The sequence below is a fragment of the Leifsonia sp. 2TAF2 genome (assembly GCF_052115085.1).
In the GTDB taxonomy this organism is placed as follows: domain Bacteria; phylum Actinomycetota; class Actinomycetes; order Actinomycetales; family Microbacteriaceae; genus Leifsonia.
This window is the reverse complement of record NZ_JBFRFY010000001.1, coordinates 2031336-2049016: the sequence shown is the minus strand read 5'-3', so window position 1 is coordinate 2049016 and position 17681 is coordinate 2031336. Positions and strand designations below refer to the sequence as shown.

17 protein-coding genes are annotated in these 17681 nt (G+C 69.3%); 14 read left to right on the top strand and 3 right to left on the bottom strand.

Annotated features, from left to right (window positions below):
* The first annotated feature begins 30 nt into the window (after positions 1-30).
* Genes AB4Z18_RS09870 through AB4Z18_RS09855 form a run of 4 tightly spaced genes read left to right on the top strand, consistent with a single transcriptional unit; the run spans position 31 to position 4363 of the window.
* Positions 31-387, top strand: coding sequence for a YraN family protein (locus AB4Z18_RS09870; RefSeq protein WP_441782503.1), 357 nt, complete (start codon positions 31-33; stop codon positions 385-387).
* On the top strand, positions 387-1928 hold the full coding sequence (locus tag AB4Z18_RS09865; RefSeq protein ID WP_441782502.1) for a YifB family Mg chelatase-like AAA ATPase: 1542 nt from the start codon (positions 387-389) through the stop codon (positions 1926-1928). Before AB4Z18_RS09870 ends, AB4Z18_RS09865 begins: the two co-directional genes overlap by 1 nt.
* The gene (gene dprA, locus AB4Z18_RS09860; protein ID WP_441782501.1) at positions 1925-3376 is read left to right on the top strand and encodes a DNA-processing protein DprA; all 1452 of its coding nucleotides are present in this window, start codon (positions 1925-1927) and stop codon (positions 3374-3376) included. The genes AB4Z18_RS09865 and dprA overlap by 4 nt, the downstream gene beginning before the upstream one ends.
* A gap of 48 nt (positions 3377-3424) precedes the next feature.
* Positions 3425-4363 carry a tyrosine recombinase XerC gene (locus AB4Z18_RS09855; RefSeq protein WP_441783005.1) on the top strand — a complete coding sequence of 313 codons (939 nt, stop codon included), beginning with the start codon at positions 3425-3427 and terminating at the stop codon, positions 4361-4363.
* Positions 4364-4412: 49 nt separating this feature from the next.
* Here AB4Z18_RS09855 and AB4Z18_RS09850 read toward each other — a convergent pair whose 3' ends face one another.
* Positions 4413-4979 carry a murein hydrolase activator EnvC family protein gene (locus AB4Z18_RS09850; protein WP_441782500.1) on the bottom strand — a complete coding sequence of 189 codons (567 nt, stop codon included), beginning with the start codon at positions 4977-4979 and terminating at the stop codon, positions 4413-4415.
* A 221-nt stretch (positions 4980-5200) separates the two neighbouring features.
* On the opposite strand from AB4Z18_RS09850, the gene AB4Z18_RS09845 reads away from it, so the two are divergent.
* From AB4Z18_RS09845 to AB4Z18_RS09800, 10 genes are all read left to right on the top strand, one after another.
* Positions 5201-6703, top strand: coding sequence for a sugar porter family MFS transporter (locus AB4Z18_RS09845; RefSeq protein ID WP_441782499.1), 1503 nt, complete (start codon positions 5201-5203; stop codon positions 6701-6703).
* A gap of 213 nt (positions 6704-6916) precedes the next feature.
* Positions 6917-7894 carry a 30S ribosomal protein S2 gene (gene rpsB, locus AB4Z18_RS09840; protein ID WP_441782498.1) on the top strand — a complete coding sequence of 326 codons (978 nt, stop codon included), beginning with the start codon at positions 6917-6919 and terminating at the stop codon, positions 7892-7894.
* A gap of 48 nt (positions 7895-7942) precedes the next feature.
* A complete protein-coding gene (tsf, locus tag AB4Z18_RS09835) occupies positions 7943-8773 on the top strand; it encodes a translation elongation factor Ts (RefSeq protein WP_441782497.1) in 831 nt (276 codons plus the stop codon).
* Between the two features lie 126 nt (positions 8774-8899).
* Positions 8900-9628, top strand: coding sequence for a UMP kinase (pyrH, locus tag AB4Z18_RS09830; RefSeq protein WP_441782496.1), 729 nt, complete (start codon positions 8900-8902; stop codon positions 9626-9628).
* A gap of 49 nt (positions 9629-9677) precedes the next feature.
* A complete protein-coding gene (frr, locus tag AB4Z18_RS09825; protein ID WP_441782495.1) occupies positions 9678-10232 on the top strand; it encodes a ribosome recycling factor in 555 nt (184 codons plus the stop codon).
* Positions 10233-10235: 3 nt separating this feature from the next.
* The gene (locus tag AB4Z18_RS09820) at positions 10236-11228 is read left to right on the top strand and encodes a phosphatidate cytidylyltransferase (protein ID WP_441782494.1); all 993 of its coding nucleotides are present in this window, start codon (positions 10236-10238) and stop codon (positions 11226-11228) included.
* A gap of 12 nt (positions 11229-11240) precedes the next feature.
* Entirely contained in the window at positions 11241-11786 is a 546-nt protein-coding gene (locus AB4Z18_RS09815) for a DivIVA domain-containing protein (RefSeq protein WP_441782493.1), read from the top strand.
* A gap of 54 nt (positions 11787-11840) precedes the next feature.
* Positions 11841-12548, top strand: a complete 708-nt coding sequence (locus AB4Z18_RS09810) for a lytic transglycosylase domain-containing protein (protein WP_441782492.1) — start codon at positions 11841-11843, stop codon at positions 12546-12548.
* Between the two features lie 39 nt (positions 12549-12587).
* Positions 12588-12887, top strand: a complete 300-nt coding sequence (locus AB4Z18_RS09805) for a hypothetical protein (protein WP_441782491.1) — start codon at positions 12588-12590, stop codon at positions 12885-12887.
* Positions 12888-12943: 56 nt separating this feature from the next.
* A complete protein-coding gene (locus tag AB4Z18_RS09800; protein WP_441783004.1) occupies positions 12944-13687 on the top strand; it encodes an alpha/beta hydrolase in 744 nt (247 codons plus the stop codon).
* Positions 13688-13715: 28 nt separating this feature from the next.
* Here AB4Z18_RS09800 and AB4Z18_RS09795 read toward each other — a convergent pair whose 3' ends face one another.
* Entirely contained in the window at positions 13716-14753 is a 1038-nt protein-coding gene (locus AB4Z18_RS09795) for an AI-2E family transporter (RefSeq protein ID WP_441782490.1), read from the bottom strand.
* A 14-nt stretch (positions 14754-14767) separates the two neighbouring features.
* Complete coding sequence (locus AB4Z18_RS09790) at positions 14768-17608, bottom strand: hypothetical protein (RefSeq protein ID WP_441782489.1); 2841 nt, start codon at positions 17606-17608, stop codon at positions 14768-14770.
* Positions 17609-17681 lie beyond the last annotated feature (73 nt).

Here is a 17681-nt window from a genome sequence, read left to right as displayed (position 1 = left end):
TGCCAGGCGACGCTGGTCGCGGAGGCAAACATGGCTGAGAAAGACGCACTGGGTAGGCGGGGCGAGCACGTCGCCGCCGACTGGTTGCAGGAACGCGGTTACACATTGGTGGATCGCAACTGGCGGTGTCCCGTCGGCGAGCTCGATCTGATACTGCGGCAGGGCACCACGATGGTGTTCGTGGAGGTGAAGACGCGTTCGTCGCTCGCCTTCGGGCATCCGTTCGAGGCGATCACCCCAGAGAAGGCGGCGCGGCTGCGTCGCCTGGCGGCCGCGTGGTGCCGGGAACGCGAACCAGGATCCGTCGGTGTGCGCATCGACGCTGTCGCGGTGACCGACGCCTGGACGCAGCGGCCCGTGGTCGAGCACCTGACCGGGATCGTCTGATGGCGCTCGCTCGTACCTTCGCCATCGCCCTCGACGGCGTGCGCGGGCATGTCGTCGAGGTGGAGGCCGACATCTCGGCAGGGTTGCCGGCGTTCGTCCTGATCGGGCTGCCGGACACCGCCCTCGGCGAGTCGCGCAAGCGCGTCGGCGCGGCCGCCGTGAATGCCGGGTGCCCGCTCACCCAGAAGAAGCTGACCGTCAATCTGTCGCCGGCCGCCCTGCCGAAGCAGGGGTCGGGGTTCGACCTGGCCATCGCGATCGCGGCGCTCTCGGCGGCGGGTGCTGTGCCTGCCGCTTCCGCGGCACGTTCGGTGCATCTGGGTGAACTCGGACTTGACGGCCGTCTGCGCCCGGTGAGGGGTGTCCTCCCAGCCGTGCTCGCCGCGCGTGAGGCGGGGTTCGATCGTGTGCTCGTCCCCTCCGGCAACGCAGACGAAGCCGGGCTCGTCGACGGCATCGAAGTGGTTGGGGTGACCGGACTGCGCGCGGCAGCCATCGTGCATGGCGCAGAGTTCGACCCGCTGGAGCAGGAGCCGGTCGTGGCGAACGCGACGGAGCATCGTCCGGCGGAAGAACCCGACATGGTCGACGTGACCGGCAACGAGGAGGCGGTGGAGGCGCTGGTCGCGGCTGCGGCGGGTGGGCATCACCTGGCCATGATGGGGCCGCCGGGAGCGGGCAAGACGATGCTGGCACGTCGCTTGCCGACTCTCCTCCCTGACCTCGCCGGTGCCGACGCGCTCGAGGCGACGTGCATCCGCTCACTCACCGGCCTCGGCGTCGGTTCGGAGCTGGTCCGCCGGCCGCCCTTCGAGGCGCCGCACCACACAGCATCAGCGGTGTCGCTGGTGGGAGGTGGAAGTGGGCGGATCACACCGGGCGCCATCGTGCGCGCAACTCACGGCGTGCTGTTCCTGGATGAGGCCGCGGAGTTCCCGCCGTCGGTGCTCGACGCTCTGCGTCAGCCGCTGGAGAACGGGAGCATCACCATCCACCGAGCGAGCGGTGCAGCGACCTTCCCTGCACGGTTCCAGCTCGTCCTCGCCTCGAACCCGTGCCCGTGCGGGCACTACGGATCGAGTGATGCGGAGTGCACCTGCTCGCCGATGGCCCGGAGGCGGTATCTCGCCCGCATGTCCGGCCCGCTGCTCGACCGTGTCGATATCCGGCTGACGGTTCGAAGGCTCGGGCTGGCCGCGCTCCGCTCCGCTGCCGAGTCACATCCCTCTAGGCGTACCAGCCGGCACCTCCGTGCTCGGGTGGAGTCGGCGCGCGCGCGAGCCGTCGAACGATTGCAGGGAACCGGGTGGGTCCGCAACGCCGATGTGGCGGGGAGCTGGCTGCGGGCGGGGGAGCGACGGCTGGGCGCTTCCGCGATCGCACCGCTCGATCGCGCTCTGGAACGTGGAGCCATCACCATGCGCGGTTACGACCGCACCCTTCGGCTGTCGTGGACTCTCGCAGACCTCGATGATGCGTCGTCGCCCGACGTCGACCACGTCGGGCGTGCGCTGTTCCTCCGTCGCGGGATCAGCGCATGACGGGCAGATCAGGGGAGGCGGACCGTCGATCGATCGGGCTGGGATCGTCGGCCTTACCGGGTACCGCGAGCGGCGAACTCCAACGGTTGCTGGATCCGGTGACGCTTCACGCGCCGTCGGCCGAACCGGGCGTCGCCGCAGAACGCTTTGCCCGGGCGGCTCTGACCACCGCCGTCGAGCCGGGGGACCTCGATGCAGGTCGCCTGCTGGGCGGTCTGGGGCCGGTCGGACTGTTGCGCGCTCTCACCGACGGCAGCGACGCTCAGCGGGTGCTGCAGCTCGTACGGGTTGCCAGCGAGGAGCGCTCGCAAGCGGACGAAGGCGAGGAGGTCGAAGCGGTCTCGGAGGGGCCGGTGTCATATCGGCCACCAGAAGCGACCGACGGTCGGAGGAGTACCGGGGCCGCGTCGGACGCTGGCGCTGAGCGCCGTATCGCGGAATGCCTGGCGCGCTGGCGTCCCCGACTGTCGCTGCGCGAGTCGGCGCAGGCGTTGGAGCGCGCTGCACGGATCGGGGCCCTGCTCGTCACCCCACGGGACGACTGCTGGCCCGAAGGCCTGTCCTCGCTCCAAGCAGGCGCTCCGATCGCGCTCTGGGTCCGGGGCGACGCGCAACGGCTGCGGCGCCTGGGGCGATCCGTCGCTCTGGTGGGTGCGCGCGCCTCGACCGACTACGGCGAGCACGTCGCAATGGAGAGTGCAGCAGGTCTCTCGGATCGAGGCTTCGCGATCGTCTCGGGTGGCGCCTACGGGATCGACGCGGCGGCGCATCGCGCGACACTCGTGAGCGGAGGACTCACAGTGGCGTTCCTGGCGGGCGGCGTCGATCGTCTCTACCCGGCGGGGAACAGCGACCTGCTGAGGCGCATCGCAGCGGAGGGCGTACTGGCGGCGGAGCTTCCACCCGGCAACGCGCCGACGCGGTGGCGGTTCCTGATGCGGAACCGGCTCATCGCGGCCGCGGCGGCCGCCACGGTCGTCGTCGAAGCGGGTCACCGCTCCGGCTCGCTCAACACGGCGGGGCATGCGGCCCAGCTGGGCCGTCCGCTGGGAGCTGTGCCTGGCAGCGTCCTCTCGCCGGCGTCAGCAGGATGTCATCGGCTCATCCGCGAGTACGACGCGACGTGCGTGACGACCACCGACGAGATGGCAGAGCTGGCGGATCCGTTCGGGATCGAACCGGAACCGGAACCGGGGCCTGCGACGGCGACGGCGTCGGCGCCAGAGTCGGGAGTTCGAGCCGTGTCAGCCACGGGCGGGGGATCTGAGACCGAACGCACCGTGCTCGCGGCGCTGGTTCCGGGAAAGGGAGCAAGCGCCGACGAGATCGCGGCCCGGGCGGCGCTTCCGTTCACGACGGTGGCGGCCGTGCTCGGGCGTCTGGACCTCGCAGGGCGCGCCCGGGAGAGCGGCGGAGGCTGGACGCTCATCGAAGGAAGGCGCGGGTGAAGCGCGTCGCTGCCGCGAGCGGTCGCGGATCGGGGCGAAGCTGGGATGGTGAACCTGACCGCCGCCATCGAGCAGTACGAGCGCCACCTCCGGGTCGAGCGCGGGTACTCGCCGCAGACGGTTCGGGCCTACCGCGCCGACCTCACGGCGCTCGCCGCATTCGCGGGGGAGCGCGGGGTGGCTTCGCCCGCGGGGCTCACGCTCGACCTCTACCGGGACTGGCTCTGGGAGGGGTCGCAGCGCGGGCTCGCCAAGGCGACCCTCGCGCGGCGGTCCGCCTCCGCTCGCGGGTTCAGCTCGTGGCTGGCACGCAGCGGGGAGGCCGTCGGGAAGGAGGAGGCGGCTCCCGAGGGCGAGCCGGTGGATGCGGCCGCGCGGCTCCGCGCTCCGAAAGCCGACAAGACGCTGCCGCGGGTGATCACCCGCGAGCAGATCGATGGCATCCTGGCGGCGCTGGCGAAACGCGCCGAGGAAGGCGATCCGGGGTCATTGCGGGATGTGGCGGTGATCGAACTGCTGTATGCCGCGGGCATCCGGGTGTCCGAGCTCACGGGGCTCGATGTGGACGACGTCGACGTGGAGCGGCTCACGGTTCGGGTGGTCGGCAAGGGGTCCAAGGAACGGGTCGTCCCCTTCGGTGTGCCCGCGCTGCGCGCCCTGAAGGCGTGGCTCGCGTCGGGGCGACCGCGGTTCGCCGTCCCGGGCTCGGGCGCGGCGCTCTTCCTCGGGTCGCGGGGAGCCCGGCTCGGAAGCCGCGCGGTCTACCAACTCGTGGCCGGACTCCTCGCCGACGTGCCGGGTCGCGGCCCCTCCGGTCCGCACGCACTCCGCCACACAGCGGCGACCCACCTGCTGGACGGCGGAGCAGACCTCCGTGCTGTGCAGGAGCTGCTCGGTCACGCCAGCCTCGGTACCACGCAGATATACACGCACGTCTCCACCGAACGGCTCAGAGAGGCGTACCGCATCGCCCACCCCCGAGCCTGAGATCCGAACGCGAGCCTGAGACCCCACCCGATCGCGGTCCGCCCTGCGCTCACCCACCATCGAGCGGCAGCAGCACCGCTGGCGGCACCCGGCCGAAGAACAGCATCGGCGACACGTAGTCACCGTCGACCCGCACGCCGACGTGCAGGCAACCGGTACCGCAATGTCCTCCCGACCCGACAGCACCGAGAACGGCGCCCCGCGCGACGATCGAACCGACGGGCAACTCGGAAACCAGCGGCTCGAAGCTCGACAGCACGCCGTCCCCGTGGTCGAGGGTCAGCAGCGGTCGATCCACCACCACGCCCGAGAAGCGCACCGTGGCGTCGTCCGGCGCGCGCACCACAGCGCCGGCCGCGGCCGGGAAGTCCACGCCGCGGTGGCCGGCCGCGTACCGCGTCGCCGGCGCCGCATACGGCGCCGCCAGCGTGTGCTCCGGCAACGGCCACTCCCACACGCCGGCGCTTCCAGACGCCGGCCGACCCGCCCATCCCGACGACGCCGGCTCGGTCGCACCCTCCACCGCGGCTACCACACCGCCCGCCGGAGCCGGCGCGCCCGCCACTACGAGCCACCCTGCAGCGAACACCGCCCCGATCACCCCACGAAACCGCATCCGAACTCCTCCTTCTCGCTCCATCCCTCAACCCTGCGTGGGCCCGACCAGGTCGGGCGGCCCAGCCGACGGACCCGTGCACAACCAGTCGCTCGCCTGGCCTGTGGACAGGTCAGGCGGTCAGCGGTTCTCCCGACAACGTTCCGGGCGTAGCGTGTGATTCGCCTCGCGACCCTTCCGGGGTCCCCGACGAGCGGGGCGCACAATCGAAAAGGGATGACATGTCTGAAGAGAGCAGGAAAGCAGCCGCCGCGAGCGACGAAAACGTGCCGCAGCCGACGGCGAAGATGCGCCGGAGGGTCACTGGACTCGCGATAGCGGCTGCGGTCGGTGGCTTTCTGTTCGGTTTCGACTCGTCGGTGATCAACGGCGCCGTCGACTCCGTGCAGAAGAACTTCGGCCTGAACGCCTTCATCACGGGCTTCATCGTCGCCATCGCGCTGCTCGGCTGCGCCGTCGGCGCATTCATCGCCGGCCGTCTCGCCGACCGCTGGGGCCGCCTGAAGGTGATGCTGCTGGGCGCCATCCTCTTCCTGGCGAGCTCGATCGGGGCCGGCCTCGCCTTCTCCGCCTGGGACCTCGGCTTCTGGCGCATCATCGGCGGTCTCGGAATCGGCATCGCCTCCGTCGTCGCGCCGGCCTACATCGCGGAGATCTCGCCGCGGCAATCCCGCGGACGGCTGGCGTCGCTGCAGCAGCTCGCGATCACGATCGGTATCTTCGTGGCCCTGCTCTCGGACGCGCTGCTCGCCGGCGTCGCCGGCTCCGCGTCCGACCAGCTGTGGCTGGGCCTGGAGGCCTGGCGGTGGATGTTCCTGGTCGGCGCCATCCCGTCCATCGTCTACGGTGTGCTCGCGCTCACCATGCCGGAGTCCCCGCGCTTCCTGCTCGCGAACGGCCGGCACGACGAGGCCCGCCAGATCTTCCAGACGCTCGTCCCCGAAGGCGACATCGACCGTCAGATCGGCGACATCGAGCGCGCGATCGAGGAGGACAAGGAGGGCGCCAAGGCGACCCTCGCCGGCAACCGGTTCGGCCTGAAACCGATCGTCTGGATCGGCATCATCCTGTCCGTGTTCCAGCAGTTCGTCGGCATCAACGTGATCTTCTACTACTCGACGACGCTCTGGAAGGCGGTCGGGTTCACCGAGAGCAACTCGCTGCTGATCACGGTCATCACCTCCATCACCAACGTCGTCGTCACGATCGTCGCCATCGTGCTGGTCGACCGCGTCGGTCGCCGACCGATCCTGCTCACAGGCTCCGTCGGCATGGCGCTGTCCCTGGGAGTGATGGCTCTGGCGTTCACCTTCGCGGTCAAGGAGGGCGGCGCCGTCTCGCTCCCCAACCCGTGGGGACCGATCGCGCTGATCGCCGCCAACCTGTTCGTCGTGTGCTTCGGCGCCTCGTGGGGCCCGCTGGTATGGGTGCTCCTCGGCGAGATCTTCCCGACCCGCATCCGCGGAAAGGCGCTGGGCGTTGCGGCGGCCGCGCAGTGGATCGCGAACTTCCTCGTGACCGTCTCCTTCCCGCCCATGGCGGACTTCTCCCTCCCGTTCACGTACGGCATGTACGCGGTGTTCGCCGCGCTCTCGTTCTTCTTCGTGTTCTTCAAGATCCCCGAGACGAACGGCATGGCGCTCGAGCACGCGGAGACGCTGTTCCGGGAGGCGGGTGGCCGCCGTCGTGGCGTCCAGGTGCGCTCCAGCGGCGACTCCGCGTAGGCCTGCATCCCTGCTAAGCTGTCTGAAGCACTCCGCTCGTCGGGGTGACTACGCGTGCCCGGACGCCCTCCATTTGGGCGGGGCGCGCATCCACCGGTCTCCTTCCTCCTCTCACGGTCTTCCGTGCGGCTGGAAGGGTGCGGATGCGCGCGGGGCACCAGGAGTGGCGGCCGCCGGCCGCCGCAGACAACCGCAACCAAAAGGAGAACGGCAATGGCCGTCGTCACCATGCGCCAGCTGCTCGACAGCGGCGTCCACTTCGGACACCAGACCCGCCGCTGGAACCCGAAGATGAAGCGCTTCATCCTCACCGAGCGCTCGGGCAGCTACATCATCGACCTTCAGCAGTCGCTCGCGTACATCGACAAGACGTACGACTTCGTCCGCGAGACCGTCGCCCACGGCGGCACCATCCTCTTCGTCGGCACCAAGAAGCAGGCCCAGCAGGCGATCGCCGAGCAGGCGACCCGCGTCGGCCAGCCGTACGTCAACCAGCGCTGGCTGGGTGGTCTGCTGACCAACTTCACGACCGTGTCCAAGCGCCTTGCGCGCATGAAGGAGCTCGAGGAGCTCGACTTCGAGGGCACCACGAGCGGCTTCACCAAGAAGGAGCTGCTCATCAAGAAGCGCGAGCTGGACAAGCTCCACAAGTCGCTCGGCGGCATCCGCAACCTGGGCAAGACGCCGAGCGCCCTCTGGGTGGTCGACACCAAGAAGGAGCACCTCGCGATCGACGAGGCCAAGAAGCTGGGCATCCCGGTCATCGGCATCCTCGACACGAACTGCGACCCCGACGAGGTGCAGTACCCGATCCCGGGCAACGACGACGCGATCCGCTCCGTCACGCTGCTGACCCGCATCGTCGCCGACGCGGCGGCCGAGGGCCTCATCCAGCGTCACCAGAAGCCGGAAGAGGGCGCCGAGCCCACCGAGCCGCTCGCCGAGTGGGAGCAGGAGCTCCTGCAGACCTCCTCCGAGGAGATCCAGTCGGGCGCCGAGAACACCAAGGCTGCTGACGCCGACCTGGCTTCGGCCAAGGCCGACTCCGCCGAGGTCGTCGCCGAGGGCGAGGCCGACGCCGAGGCTGCTGACGTCGTCGCCGAGGTCGAGGCGGACGCCGTGGCTGCAGAGGCCACCGACGCCGAGGCCACCGACGCCACCGACGCGGCCACGGACGCCGAGTCCAAGTAACCCGCGTCCTTTTAGAAGTCTTCGAGTAAAGAAGGTTCCAGTCAGAACATGGCAAACATCAGCATCGCCGACATCAAGGCTCTCCGTGAGCAGCTCGGCACCGGCATGGTCGACACCAAGAAGGCGCTCGAGGAGGCCGATGGAAACATCGAGAAGGCCACCGAGATCCTGCGCCTGAAGGGTGCCAAGGGCAACGCGAAGCGCGCCGACCGCTCCACGAGCGAAGGCCTCGTCGCCGCCAAGGAGAACGGCAACGGCACCGCCACGATGATCGAGCTCGCGTGCGAGACCGACTTCGTGGCCAAGGGCGACAAGTTCGTCGCGCTGGCCGAGAAGGTCCTCGACGCCGCGGCCGCCGCGGGCGCCACTACGGTCGAGGAGGCCCTCGCGGCCCCCGCCGGCAGCCAGACCGTCGCCGAGCTCATCGGTGACGAGGCCGCCATCCTCGGCGAGAAGGTGGAGCTCCGCCGTATCGCCGTCGTGAACGGCGAGCACTTCGCGATCTACCTGCACAAGACCTCCAAGGACCTGCCGCCGCAGGTCGGTGTCGTCCTCGGCTACGCCGGCGACGACGCGGAGACCGCCCGCAGCATCGCGCAGCACATCTCGTTCGCGAACCCGACCTACCTCACCCGTGAGGACGTCCCGGCCGACGAGGTCGAGAACGAGCGCCGCATCGTCGAGGAGATCTCGCGCAACGAGGGCAAGCCGGAGGCCGCGCTCCCGAAGATCATCGAGGGCCGCCTCGGCGCCTACTTCAAGCAGGTCGCCCTGCTCGAGCAGGAGTACGCCCGCGACAACAAGCAGACCATCAGCCAGGTGGTGAAGGAGGCGGGTCTCACCGTCTCCGGTTTCGCCCGGTTCAAGGTCGGCGCGTAACAGTCGATGAAGGAGTCCGGATCGTCACGACGATCCGGACTCCTTTTCTGTGTGCGGGATGCAGTCCCCCACGGAAGCACCCACTAGCTTTAACCAGAACCACGCACGGAAGGACGCTAAACACGCATGTCGGCAGTCACCCAGAGACATCCTGAACAGCGGCGCAGAGTCCTCCTGAAGCTCTCGGGCGAGGCATTCGGCGGCGGCCAGCTGGGCGTCAACCCGGACATCGTCAGCAGCATCGCCCGCGAGATCGCGCAGGCGGCTCAGGATGTGGAGATCGCGATCGTGGTCGGCGGCGGCAACTTCTTCCGCGGCGCGGAGCTGTCTCAGCGCGGCATGGACCGCGGCCGTGCCGACTACATGGGCATGCTCGGGACCGTGATGAACTCGCTGGCCCTCCAGGACTTCCTGGAGCAGGCCGGAGCCGAGACGCGCGTCCAGTCCGCTATCGCGATGACCCAGGTCGCCGAGCCGTACATCCCTCGCCGTGCCGAGCGGCACCTGGAGAAGGGCCGCGTCGTGATCTTCGGCGCCGGCGCAGGACTGCCGTACTTCTCCACCGACACCGTGGCCGCGCAGCGCGCGCTCGAAATCAACGCGGATGTCGTGCTGGTCGCCAAGAACGGCGTGGACGGCATGTACGACGACGACCCCCGCACCAACCCGGACGCGCGCAAGATCGACCAGATCTCGCATCAGGAGGCGCTGCAGCAGAACCTGAAGGCGGTGGACTCGACCGCGCTCAGCCTGTGCATGGACAACGGGATGCCGATGCGCATCTTCGGGATCGAGCCGGCGGGCAACGTCACGGCCGCGCTGCTCGGGGCCGAGATCGGCACGCTGCTCGGCTGAGCCGCCGGGCAATAGACTAGAGCCGACCCACCGATCTGAAGGAGAAACCGTGATCGCGGATGTGATTTCCGACGCCCGCCAGCGTATGAGCAAGACCGTGGACGCGGCGAGGGACGACTTCGGCACCGTGAGCGCGGGCCGGGCGAACCCGGCACTGTTCCAGAAGGTGCTGGTCGACTACTACGGTTCTCCGACGCCGCTCGCGCAGCTCGCCGGCCTCCAGAACCCCGAGGCCCGTGTCCTGATCGTCACGCCGTACGACAAGTCGGCGCTGAAGGACATCGAGCGCGCGCTCGTGAACATGCCCAACATGTCGGCGAACGTCGGCAATGACGGCGAGATCATCCGTGTCACTCTTCCCGAGCTGACCGAGGATCGCCGCAAGGAGTTCGTGAAGATCGTCCGCAGCAAGGGCGAGGACGCCAAGGTCGCGCTCCGCAACATCCGTCGTCGCTCCAAGGACGATCTGGATGCGCTGAAGGGCGAGGTCGGCGACGACGAGGTCTCGCGCGCCGAGAAGGAGCTCGAGGCGATCACGCGCACGCACGTCGACGCGGTGGACGACGCACTCAAGCGCAAGGAAGCCGAACTTCTCGAGGTCTAGTCGATGAGCGAGGACAGCAGTCCCGGGGGGCCGTCGCCAACGACGCGACGCGGCAAGGCGCGCTCGCGCGAGGAGATCCGCGCGCAAGTGCAGTCGACCCGGGCCGATTTCGAGCGCCAGGTGCAGGCCAGGAAGGCCCAGCTCGACGCCACGAACGAGCGGATCGCCGAGCGCACCGGCCGCAACCTGATCCTGGCCATCGTGATCGGCGTCGCCGTCGGCGCGGTGGTGGTGTTCTCGCTCATCTTCATCAAGGAGCTGTTCCTGCTGTTCGGGATGGCGATGGCGGGCTTCGCGAGCTTCGAGCTGGCTCAGGCGTTCCGCGGCACCGGGCGGCGGGTGCCGCGCGTGCCGACGGTCATCGCGGCTGTCGCCATGGTGCCTGCGACGTTCTTCTTCCACGCGGGCGGCCAGCTCGTGTCGCTCTCGGCCGGCATCGTGCTCGTGATCGTGTGGCGACTCATCGCGGAGGGCGCTGTCCCTGCCGCGAACCGCAGTGCCGGAGCGCTCGGCCGAGACCTGTTGTGGTCGGTCTTCGCCCAGCTGTACGTCACCCTGCTGGCGAGCTTCGTGATCCTGCTTCTCGCCGAACAGGGAGGCGAGTGGTGGGTGCTCGCGTTCCTGATCCTGGTGGTCTCCGTCGACACGGGCGCCTACGTGAGCGGCCTCTCCTGGGGCAAGCACCCGATGGCTCCGACGATCAGCCCGAAGAAGACCTGGGAGGGCTTCGCCGGGGCGGCGGCCGCCGCCATCGTCGCGGGCGTCCTGCTGTCCGTCTTCATGATCGGCGAGCCGTGGTGGTTCGGGGTCGTGTTCGGCGTCGTGATCCTGCTGACGGCGACCGCGGGCGACCTCGCCGAGTCCCTGATCAAACGCGATCTCGGCATCAAGGACATGAGTTCGTGGCTGCCCGGGCACGGGGGCTTCCTCGACCGGCTGGACTCGATCCTCCCGTCTGCAGCGGCCACCTACGTCCTGTTCCTCATCTTCCGATGACAGAATGGGGGAGTGAGCACCTTCCCCCGCAGTTCGAAGTCCGCGCCGGGGTACGACGCCGACGAGGTGGATGCGTTCCTCCAGGCCGCGCGTCGTGCGTACGACGGCGACGATAATGGGCCGCAGCTGACGGCCGCCGACATCCGCCATGTGGCCTTCGCGATGACCAAGGGCGGCTATTCCACCACGCATGTCGATGCGGCGCTGGAGCGCCTCGAAGACGCCTTCGCGGCGCGCGAACGCGAAGCGGTTCGCGTGCACAAGGGCGATGCGACGTGGTTCGAGGAGGCGCGCACGACGGCGCAGGTGGTGCTCAACCGCCTCGACCGCCCGATGGGGCACCGATTCGACCGCGTCAGCTTCCTGACGCTCGGGTACAACCGCAACGATGTGGACCGCTTCGCGAACCGCCTGGTGAAGTATTTCCAGGACGGCCGACCGATGAGCGTCGACGAGGTGCGGACCGTGACGTTCCGCGAGCAGCGCGGTGGTTACCGCGAGGTTCAGGTCGATCTGCTGCTGGACAGCGTGACCGATGTCATGCTGGCGGTTCGCTGAGTGCGGGCGCCGATTCTTGGGTTTCCGTCCAAAGTCCGTTATCGTTCTGTGATCGTGGGTAGACGAGAAACAGCAGCAGAGCTTGTGCCGCTGACTCCGGCCAACCCGGTCGGCGTCGCGTTCAAGCGATCCCGGCGACCGCACATCCGGTCGCGAGCAGCCGTCTGGGGCTTCGCGTTCAGCGCGGCGGTCGGTTTCGCCCTGGTCAATGTCGTAGACCCGTTCTCGGGTACGACGACCACGCCGGCGTACGCCGAGGCGTTGCAGCAGATCCCCACCACAGAGCGCTACGAGGGCGCACCGTCGCAGCAGCTCACCGCTCCGGATGCGGCGGCAGTGACGATCACGCGCGACCCGGTCACGGTCAAGGCGAAGCCGAAGCCCACGCCGACTCCCACTCCCACGCCGGTCGCCAAGAAGGCGGCGTCGAGTGGTGGCGGCAGCAGTGCTCCGTCGGCGCCGATCCCCAGCCCCGGCACAGCCAAGGACATCGCCTACCAGATGCTGCAGCAGCGCGGGTGGGGCGACGACCAGTGGGGCTGCCTCGACCAGCTGTGGAGCCGCGAGTCCGGGTGGCGCGTGAACGCGTCCAACCCGAGTGGTGCGTACGGCATCCCGCAGGCGCTTCCGGGCAGCAAGATGGGCCCGGGCTGGGAGACCGACGCGTCGGTCCAGATCAGTTGGGGCCTCGGCTACATCGCCGGCCGCTACAGCACGCCCTGCGGCGCCTGGGCACATTCCGAGTCCGACGGCTGGTACTGACCGGGCGGTCGCTCGCCGGCTCCGTTCTAGACTTGACGCATGCCGCGCAGCAACCGACCCCGGGGCCGCCAGGGTGGCCGGAGGGACGAGGATCCGGACGGCCTGGAGCGCCTGTTGTCAGGCTGGCGGCGCGTCGAAGTGCGCCGGGGCGTCGAATGGAACGTGCAGCCTGTCTCCACCGTTCAGGCGCAGAAGAGCTACGTCTGCCCCGGCTGCGGCCGTGACATCACGCCCGGCGTCGCACACCTGGTCGCGTGGCGCGCCGACGGCGTGCTGGGCGACACGGCCGACCTCGCGGCACGTCGACATTGGCACGAATCCTGCTGGAGGATCGCATGAGCACCGAGGGAATCAGCACCGAGGGCATGAGCACCGGGGGCATGAACACCGAGGGCATGAACACCGAGGGAACGACCGTCGAGATCCGCGGGGGAGTCGAGCTGCCCGCACGCCGGGAGGACATCGAGCTGCAGACGCGGGATGGGCTCACTCTCGTCGGTGAGCTCGCGCTCCCGCTCGACCGCGAACCGGTGGCGACGCTGGTCACCCTGCACCCGCTTCCCACTGCCGGCGGGTTCATGGACTCGCACATCCTGCGCAAGGCCGCGGGACGTCTGCCTGCGCTGGCCGACATCGCCGTGCTGCGGTTCAACACCCGCGGCACGTCGTCGCCGAGAGGGCGCAGCGCTGGCTCCTTCGACGAGGGCGTCCGCGAGCGCTATGACGTCGAAGCCGCGATGGCGTTCGTCGCCGAACGCGGCCTGCCGCATCCCTGGCTGCTGGGCTGGTCGTTCGGCACGGAGCTCGCCCTGATGTACGGGTGTGATCTGCCGGTTGAGGGCGTCATCCTGCTTTCGCCTCCGCTGCACCGGGCGAAACCCGAGCACCTCGCCGCCTGGGCGGGGGACACACGCCCGATCGTGGCCCTCATTCCGGAGCACGACGATTTCCTCCGCCCGGCCGAGGCGGCGCAGCGGTTCGCTCCGCTGCCGCAGATCGAGCTCGTGGACGTCGAGGGCGGGAAGCACCTGTGGGTGGGGGAGAACCAGACCCGTCGTGTGCTCGCCGAGATTGTTCAGCGCGTGAACCCGTCCGCCCTGCCACTCGCCACGGAGTGGCCGGCGGCTCGAACCGCCTAGCCGGCCCGCTGCGGTGCTTTCACCCGGGTCAGAGCTCGTTCTGGCGCGGGATGACGACCTGCTTGACGATGAGCAGGATGGCCGCGGCGAACGGGATGGCGACCAGGGCGCCCAGGATGCCGAGCAGGGTGCCGCCGGCGAGGGCCGCGACCACGACGAGCGCGCCGGGTACGGAGACCGCGCGGTTCATGATGCGCGGGCTCAGGATGTACGCCTCCACCTGCATGTAGGCCAGGTAGTAGATGGCGGCGGTGATCGCGGTCGGGGTCCCGGACAGGAAGCAGACGGCGACGATGATCACGGAGCCGGTGATCGTACCGACGAGCGGAATCAGGGAGAAGAAGAACGCGATCGAGGCGAGCAGGATCGGGAACTTGGCCCCGATGAAGGTCAAGAAGATCGCGCTGAGCACGCCGTTCACGAGAGCCAGCAGCACCTGGCCCATGACGTACTTGCCGACGGAGTCGGTGATCTGGTCGCCCAGGTCGGCGAAGCGTGCCCGCCGGGATGCCGGTACCAGCTGGTAGGCGGAGCGCTTGATGCTCGGCAGCGACGCCGTGAAGTAGATGGTCAGGATGACGACGATGATCACACCGAAGACGCCCTGGACGATGCCGACTCCGGTCTGCAGCACCTTGGAGGTGATGTCGGGGAGGTTCTTCTGCAGCCATTCGGTGACCGCGTCGATGTTCTGCTGGTTGACGATCCCGGGGAACTGATGTTGCAGGCTGAGGAACCACTTCTCGGCGTCGCCGTTGTTCACCCAGTTGACCGTATTCTGCACCAGCTGCGTTGCCTGGCTGATCGCGATGGGGACGATCGCCCAGATCAGGCCGACGAACGCGCCGATGATGACCACGAGCGCGACGACCAGCGCCAGCCAGCGCGGGAACTTCCGGCGCTCCAGGAACGAGATCAGCGGTTCGATGCCGAGGGCGAGGAACAGCGCGGCCCCGATGTACGTGATGATCGTCGCGAGACTGGTGATCGCGCTGAGGATGAGGATCCCGAGCCCGACGCCGAGTGCACCGATGAGGCCAAGGCGGAACGGGTTCTGGATCTTCATTGTTCCCCCTGGGATCAGTCGCGGTCGGCGGTCGCCTTCTCAGCCTGCTGAAGCACTCCGCGGAGGTTCTCGAAGTATCCGGCCACCGCTTCGCGTTCAATCCTAATCTGGGCGAGCCGGTCTTCCGCGTCGGCCACCAGGCGTTGCGTGCGCTCTTCCGTCTCCGACAGCAGGGCCGCGGCGCGCTCTTCGGCGTCTCGGATGACCTTGGCGGCGGTGTCCTCGGCCTTCTTTCGGGCCTCGGTCACCGTTCGGCGCGCCTCCGTCTCGAACGCTTCCGCCTCGGAGCGCGCCTGCGCGGTCCGCTTGACCGCGTCGGCGAGCTGCTGGTTCGCCTCGTCGAGGTACTTCTGCGTCTGCGCGACGGCCTCCTGGTGCCGGGCCAGGTACTCCTTCTCGGCTTCGTCGCGACGCGCGCGGAGTTCGACGTCGAGATCGATGCGTGCCTGCTCGATCTCGCGGGTGCGGGCGTCGACTTCTTCCAGAGTCGTCGTGCGCAGCTGCGTCAGCTCGGTGTCGAGCGCAGCGCGTGCGTTCGCCGCCTCCTGCTCGAAGCCCGCCGCGCGTTCTGCGAGCTCGGCGTCGAGCGCGGTACGTGCCTCCGCGACCTCTCGTGCGAGCTCGGCGCGAGCCTCGGCGCCCTCCTTCTCCAGGGCGACGCGGGTCTGCTGCGCCTCGTCGGCCAGCGCCACCCGTGTCCGCTCGGCGTCGCGCTCGAGTTCGAGGCGCTGCTGCTCCCGCTGATCGGCGAGCTCGTTGGCGGTCGCCTCCCGGCGGTCGGCGAGTTCGACCGTCGTCCGGCGCACATCCTCAGCCAGTCGGCTCCGGGTCTGCTCCGACTCGGCGGCCAGAGCCGACTTCGTCTGCTCGACCTCGGCGGCGAGGGCCTTCTGGGTCTGCTCCACCTCGGCGGCCAGAGCCGACTTCGTCGTGGTCACCTCGGTCTGGAGGGCGGATGTGGTCTGCTCGACCTCGGCCGACAGTCTGTTTTTGGTCTGCTCCACCTGTGCGGCGAGTTCCGTGCGGGTGCGCTCCACCTCGTCGGCGAGAGCGGCCTTGGTCGTTGTGACCTCGGTGTCCAGGGCGGACTTCGTCTGCTCGACCTCGGCGGCGAGAGCAGCCTTTGTCGTCGCTACCTCGGTCTCGAGGGCGGACTTCGTCTGCTCCACCTCCGTGGCCAGGGCGGAGGTGGTGGACTCCACCTCGGCGGCGAGCCGTGCTCGCTCGGAGGCGAGCTCCGCCTCGACGGCGCTCCGCTGACGGCTGATCTCGTCGGTCAGGGCGGAGCGGGCGGTGTCGACTTCCTCCGCGAGCTGTGCACGGAGTTCGGCCGCCTCGGCGTCGAGTTCGCGGCGCTGGCGGTCGGCCTCCGCCGCCAGGCGTGTGCGGCTCTGCTCCACCTCGGTCGCAAGGTCGCTCGCCGTCTGCTCGCGATCGGCTGTGAGTTGCGCGGCGGTCGCGGCTCGGTCTGCCTCCAGACGGGCGCGGGTCTCGGTCGACTCCTTCTCCAGGGTGGTTCGCGTCTGCAGCGTCTCGTCGGCCAGCCGCTTGGTGGTGCGCTCGACCTCGTCGGCGAGGGCGGACTTCGTGGTGGTGACCTCGTTCTCGAGCGCAGCCCGGGTGGAGGTCACCTCGTTCTCGAGCGCGGAGCGGGTGGTGGTGACCTCGGTCTCAAGCTCCGAGCGGGTGCGCGTGACCTCCTCGGCCAGAGCGGAGCGGGTGCGGGTGACCTCGTCGGCGAGTTCGGCGGTCGTGCGCTCCACCTCGTCGGCGAGCGCGCTGCGGGCGGCCGTCACGTCGGCGTCCAGCGCCGAGCGCGTCTGCTCGACCTCGGCGGCGAGAGCGCTCTTGGTCTGTTGCACCTCGGCTACGAGCGCCTTGGTGGTCTGCTCCACCTCGGTGCGGAGCGCCTGCCGCGCGGTGGTGTCGTCGTTGGCGAGGTCCGCCCGGGTCTGGGCGACCTCGGCCGCCAGTGCCGAGCGCTGCTCCTCGACCTCCGCGGCCAGGTCCGCTCGGGCCTGGGCGGCTTCGGCAGCAAGAGTGTTGCGAGACTCCGCCTCGTCGGCGGCGAGCCGGTCGGCGGTCTCGGCCACGCGCCGGTCCAGCTCCAGCCGGATCTGCGCGGACTCACGCTCGAAGGCGGCCCGGTCGTCGGCGAGGGCGTTCTCGAGTTCCGCCCGCCGGGCGGCGATGGTGCGATCGAGTTCTGCGGCCTCGGCGCGCGCTGCCTCCGCCTCACGGGAGGCGACCGCCTTCAGCTCTGCGGCCTCGCGGTCCGCCTCGGCGCGGACCGCCGCGGCCTCCCGCTTGCTCGTCGATCGCAGCTCTGCAGCCTCGGTCGCGACGGCGCCGCGGATCGCTGCGGCTTCGCGCATGGCGTCGTTGAGCAGGGTCTCCTTGTCGGAGCGGGTCTTGGCGAGCAGTTCGCCCGACTCGATCTGCGCATCCTCAAGAAGGGTCGTCGCACGTGCCTGCGCGTCGGCGAGCACACGCTCTGCCTGCGCGGCAGCAGCCTTCTTCACCTTGTCGATCTCGGCGGACACGCCCGCCCGCAGCTTCTCGGCGTCGATGTCGGCCTGAGCGATGAGCCGCGTGGACTGCTCTTCGGCGACGCGGAGGGTGTTCTCGAGCTTCGTGCCGAGTCCGGAGTAGGTGGGGCTGCCGACTTCCTCGATCTCGGCGTTGAGGTCGTCGATGCGCGCCTGCAGCCGCTTCAGCTCCTTCGCGGACTCTGAAGCCTGCGTGTTGGACTTGATCAGTTCGCGACGGAGCTCCTGCAGCGCCTTCTCGACCTCATCCTTGTCGTAACCGCGGAAGACCTGCGTGAAGTTGGATTCGTCGGTGGCCACTGTCATGCTCCTGGGGGATTTTCGGGTCGACTCGCAGCACGCGCGCCGGATCGATCCTACAATTTGCCGCCTGTGCCCG

Coding starts and splice junctions, on each gene's coding strand:
- AB4Z18_RS09845 (WP_441782499.1), top strand. CDS start 5,201: ATGTCTGAAGAGAGCAGGAAAGCAGCCGCCGCGAGCGACGAAAACGTG.
- AB4Z18_RS09870 (WP_441782503.1), top strand. CDS start 31: ATGGCTGAGAAAGACGCACTGGGTAGGCGGGGCGAGCACGTCGCCGCC.
- AB4Z18_RS09800 (WP_441783004.1), top strand. CDS start 12,944: ATGAACACCGAGGGAACGACCGTCGAGATCCGCGGGGGAGTCGAGCTG.
- AB4Z18_RS09865 (WP_441782502.1), top strand. CDS start 387: ATGGCGCTCGCTCGTACCTTCGCCATCGCCCTCGACGGCGTGCGCGGG.
- AB4Z18_RS09850 (WP_441782500.1), bottom strand. CDS start 4,979: ATGCGGTTTCGTGGGGTGATCGGGGCGGTGTTCGCTGCAGGGTGGCTC.
- tsf (WP_441782497.1), top strand. CDS start 7,943: ATGGCAAACATCAGCATCGCCGACATCAAGGCTCTCCGTGAGCAGCTC.
- dprA (WP_441782501.1), top strand. CDS start 1,925: ATGACGGGCAGATCAGGGGAGGCGGACCGTCGATCGATCGGGCTGGGA.
- AB4Z18_RS09820 (WP_441782494.1), top strand. CDS start 10,236: ATGAGCGAGGACAGCAGTCCCGGGGGGCCGTCGCCAACGACGCGACGC.
- pyrH (WP_441782496.1), top strand. CDS start 8,900: ATGTCGGCAGTCACCCAGAGACATCCTGAACAGCGGCGCAGAGTCCTC.
- AB4Z18_RS09805 (WP_441782491.1), top strand. CDS start 12,588: ATGCCGCGCAGCAACCGACCCCGGGGCCGCCAGGGTGGCCGGAGGGAC.
- AB4Z18_RS09795 (WP_441782490.1), bottom strand. CDS start 14,753: ATGAAGATCCAGAACCCGTTCCGCCTTGGCCTCATCGGTGCACTCGGC.
- AB4Z18_RS09790 (WP_441782489.1), bottom strand. CDS start 17,608: ATGACAGTGGCCACCGACGAATCCAACTTCACGCAGGTCTTCCGCGGT.
- rpsB (WP_441782498.1), top strand. CDS start 6,917: ATGGCCGTCGTCACCATGCGCCAGCTGCTCGACAGCGGCGTCCACTTC.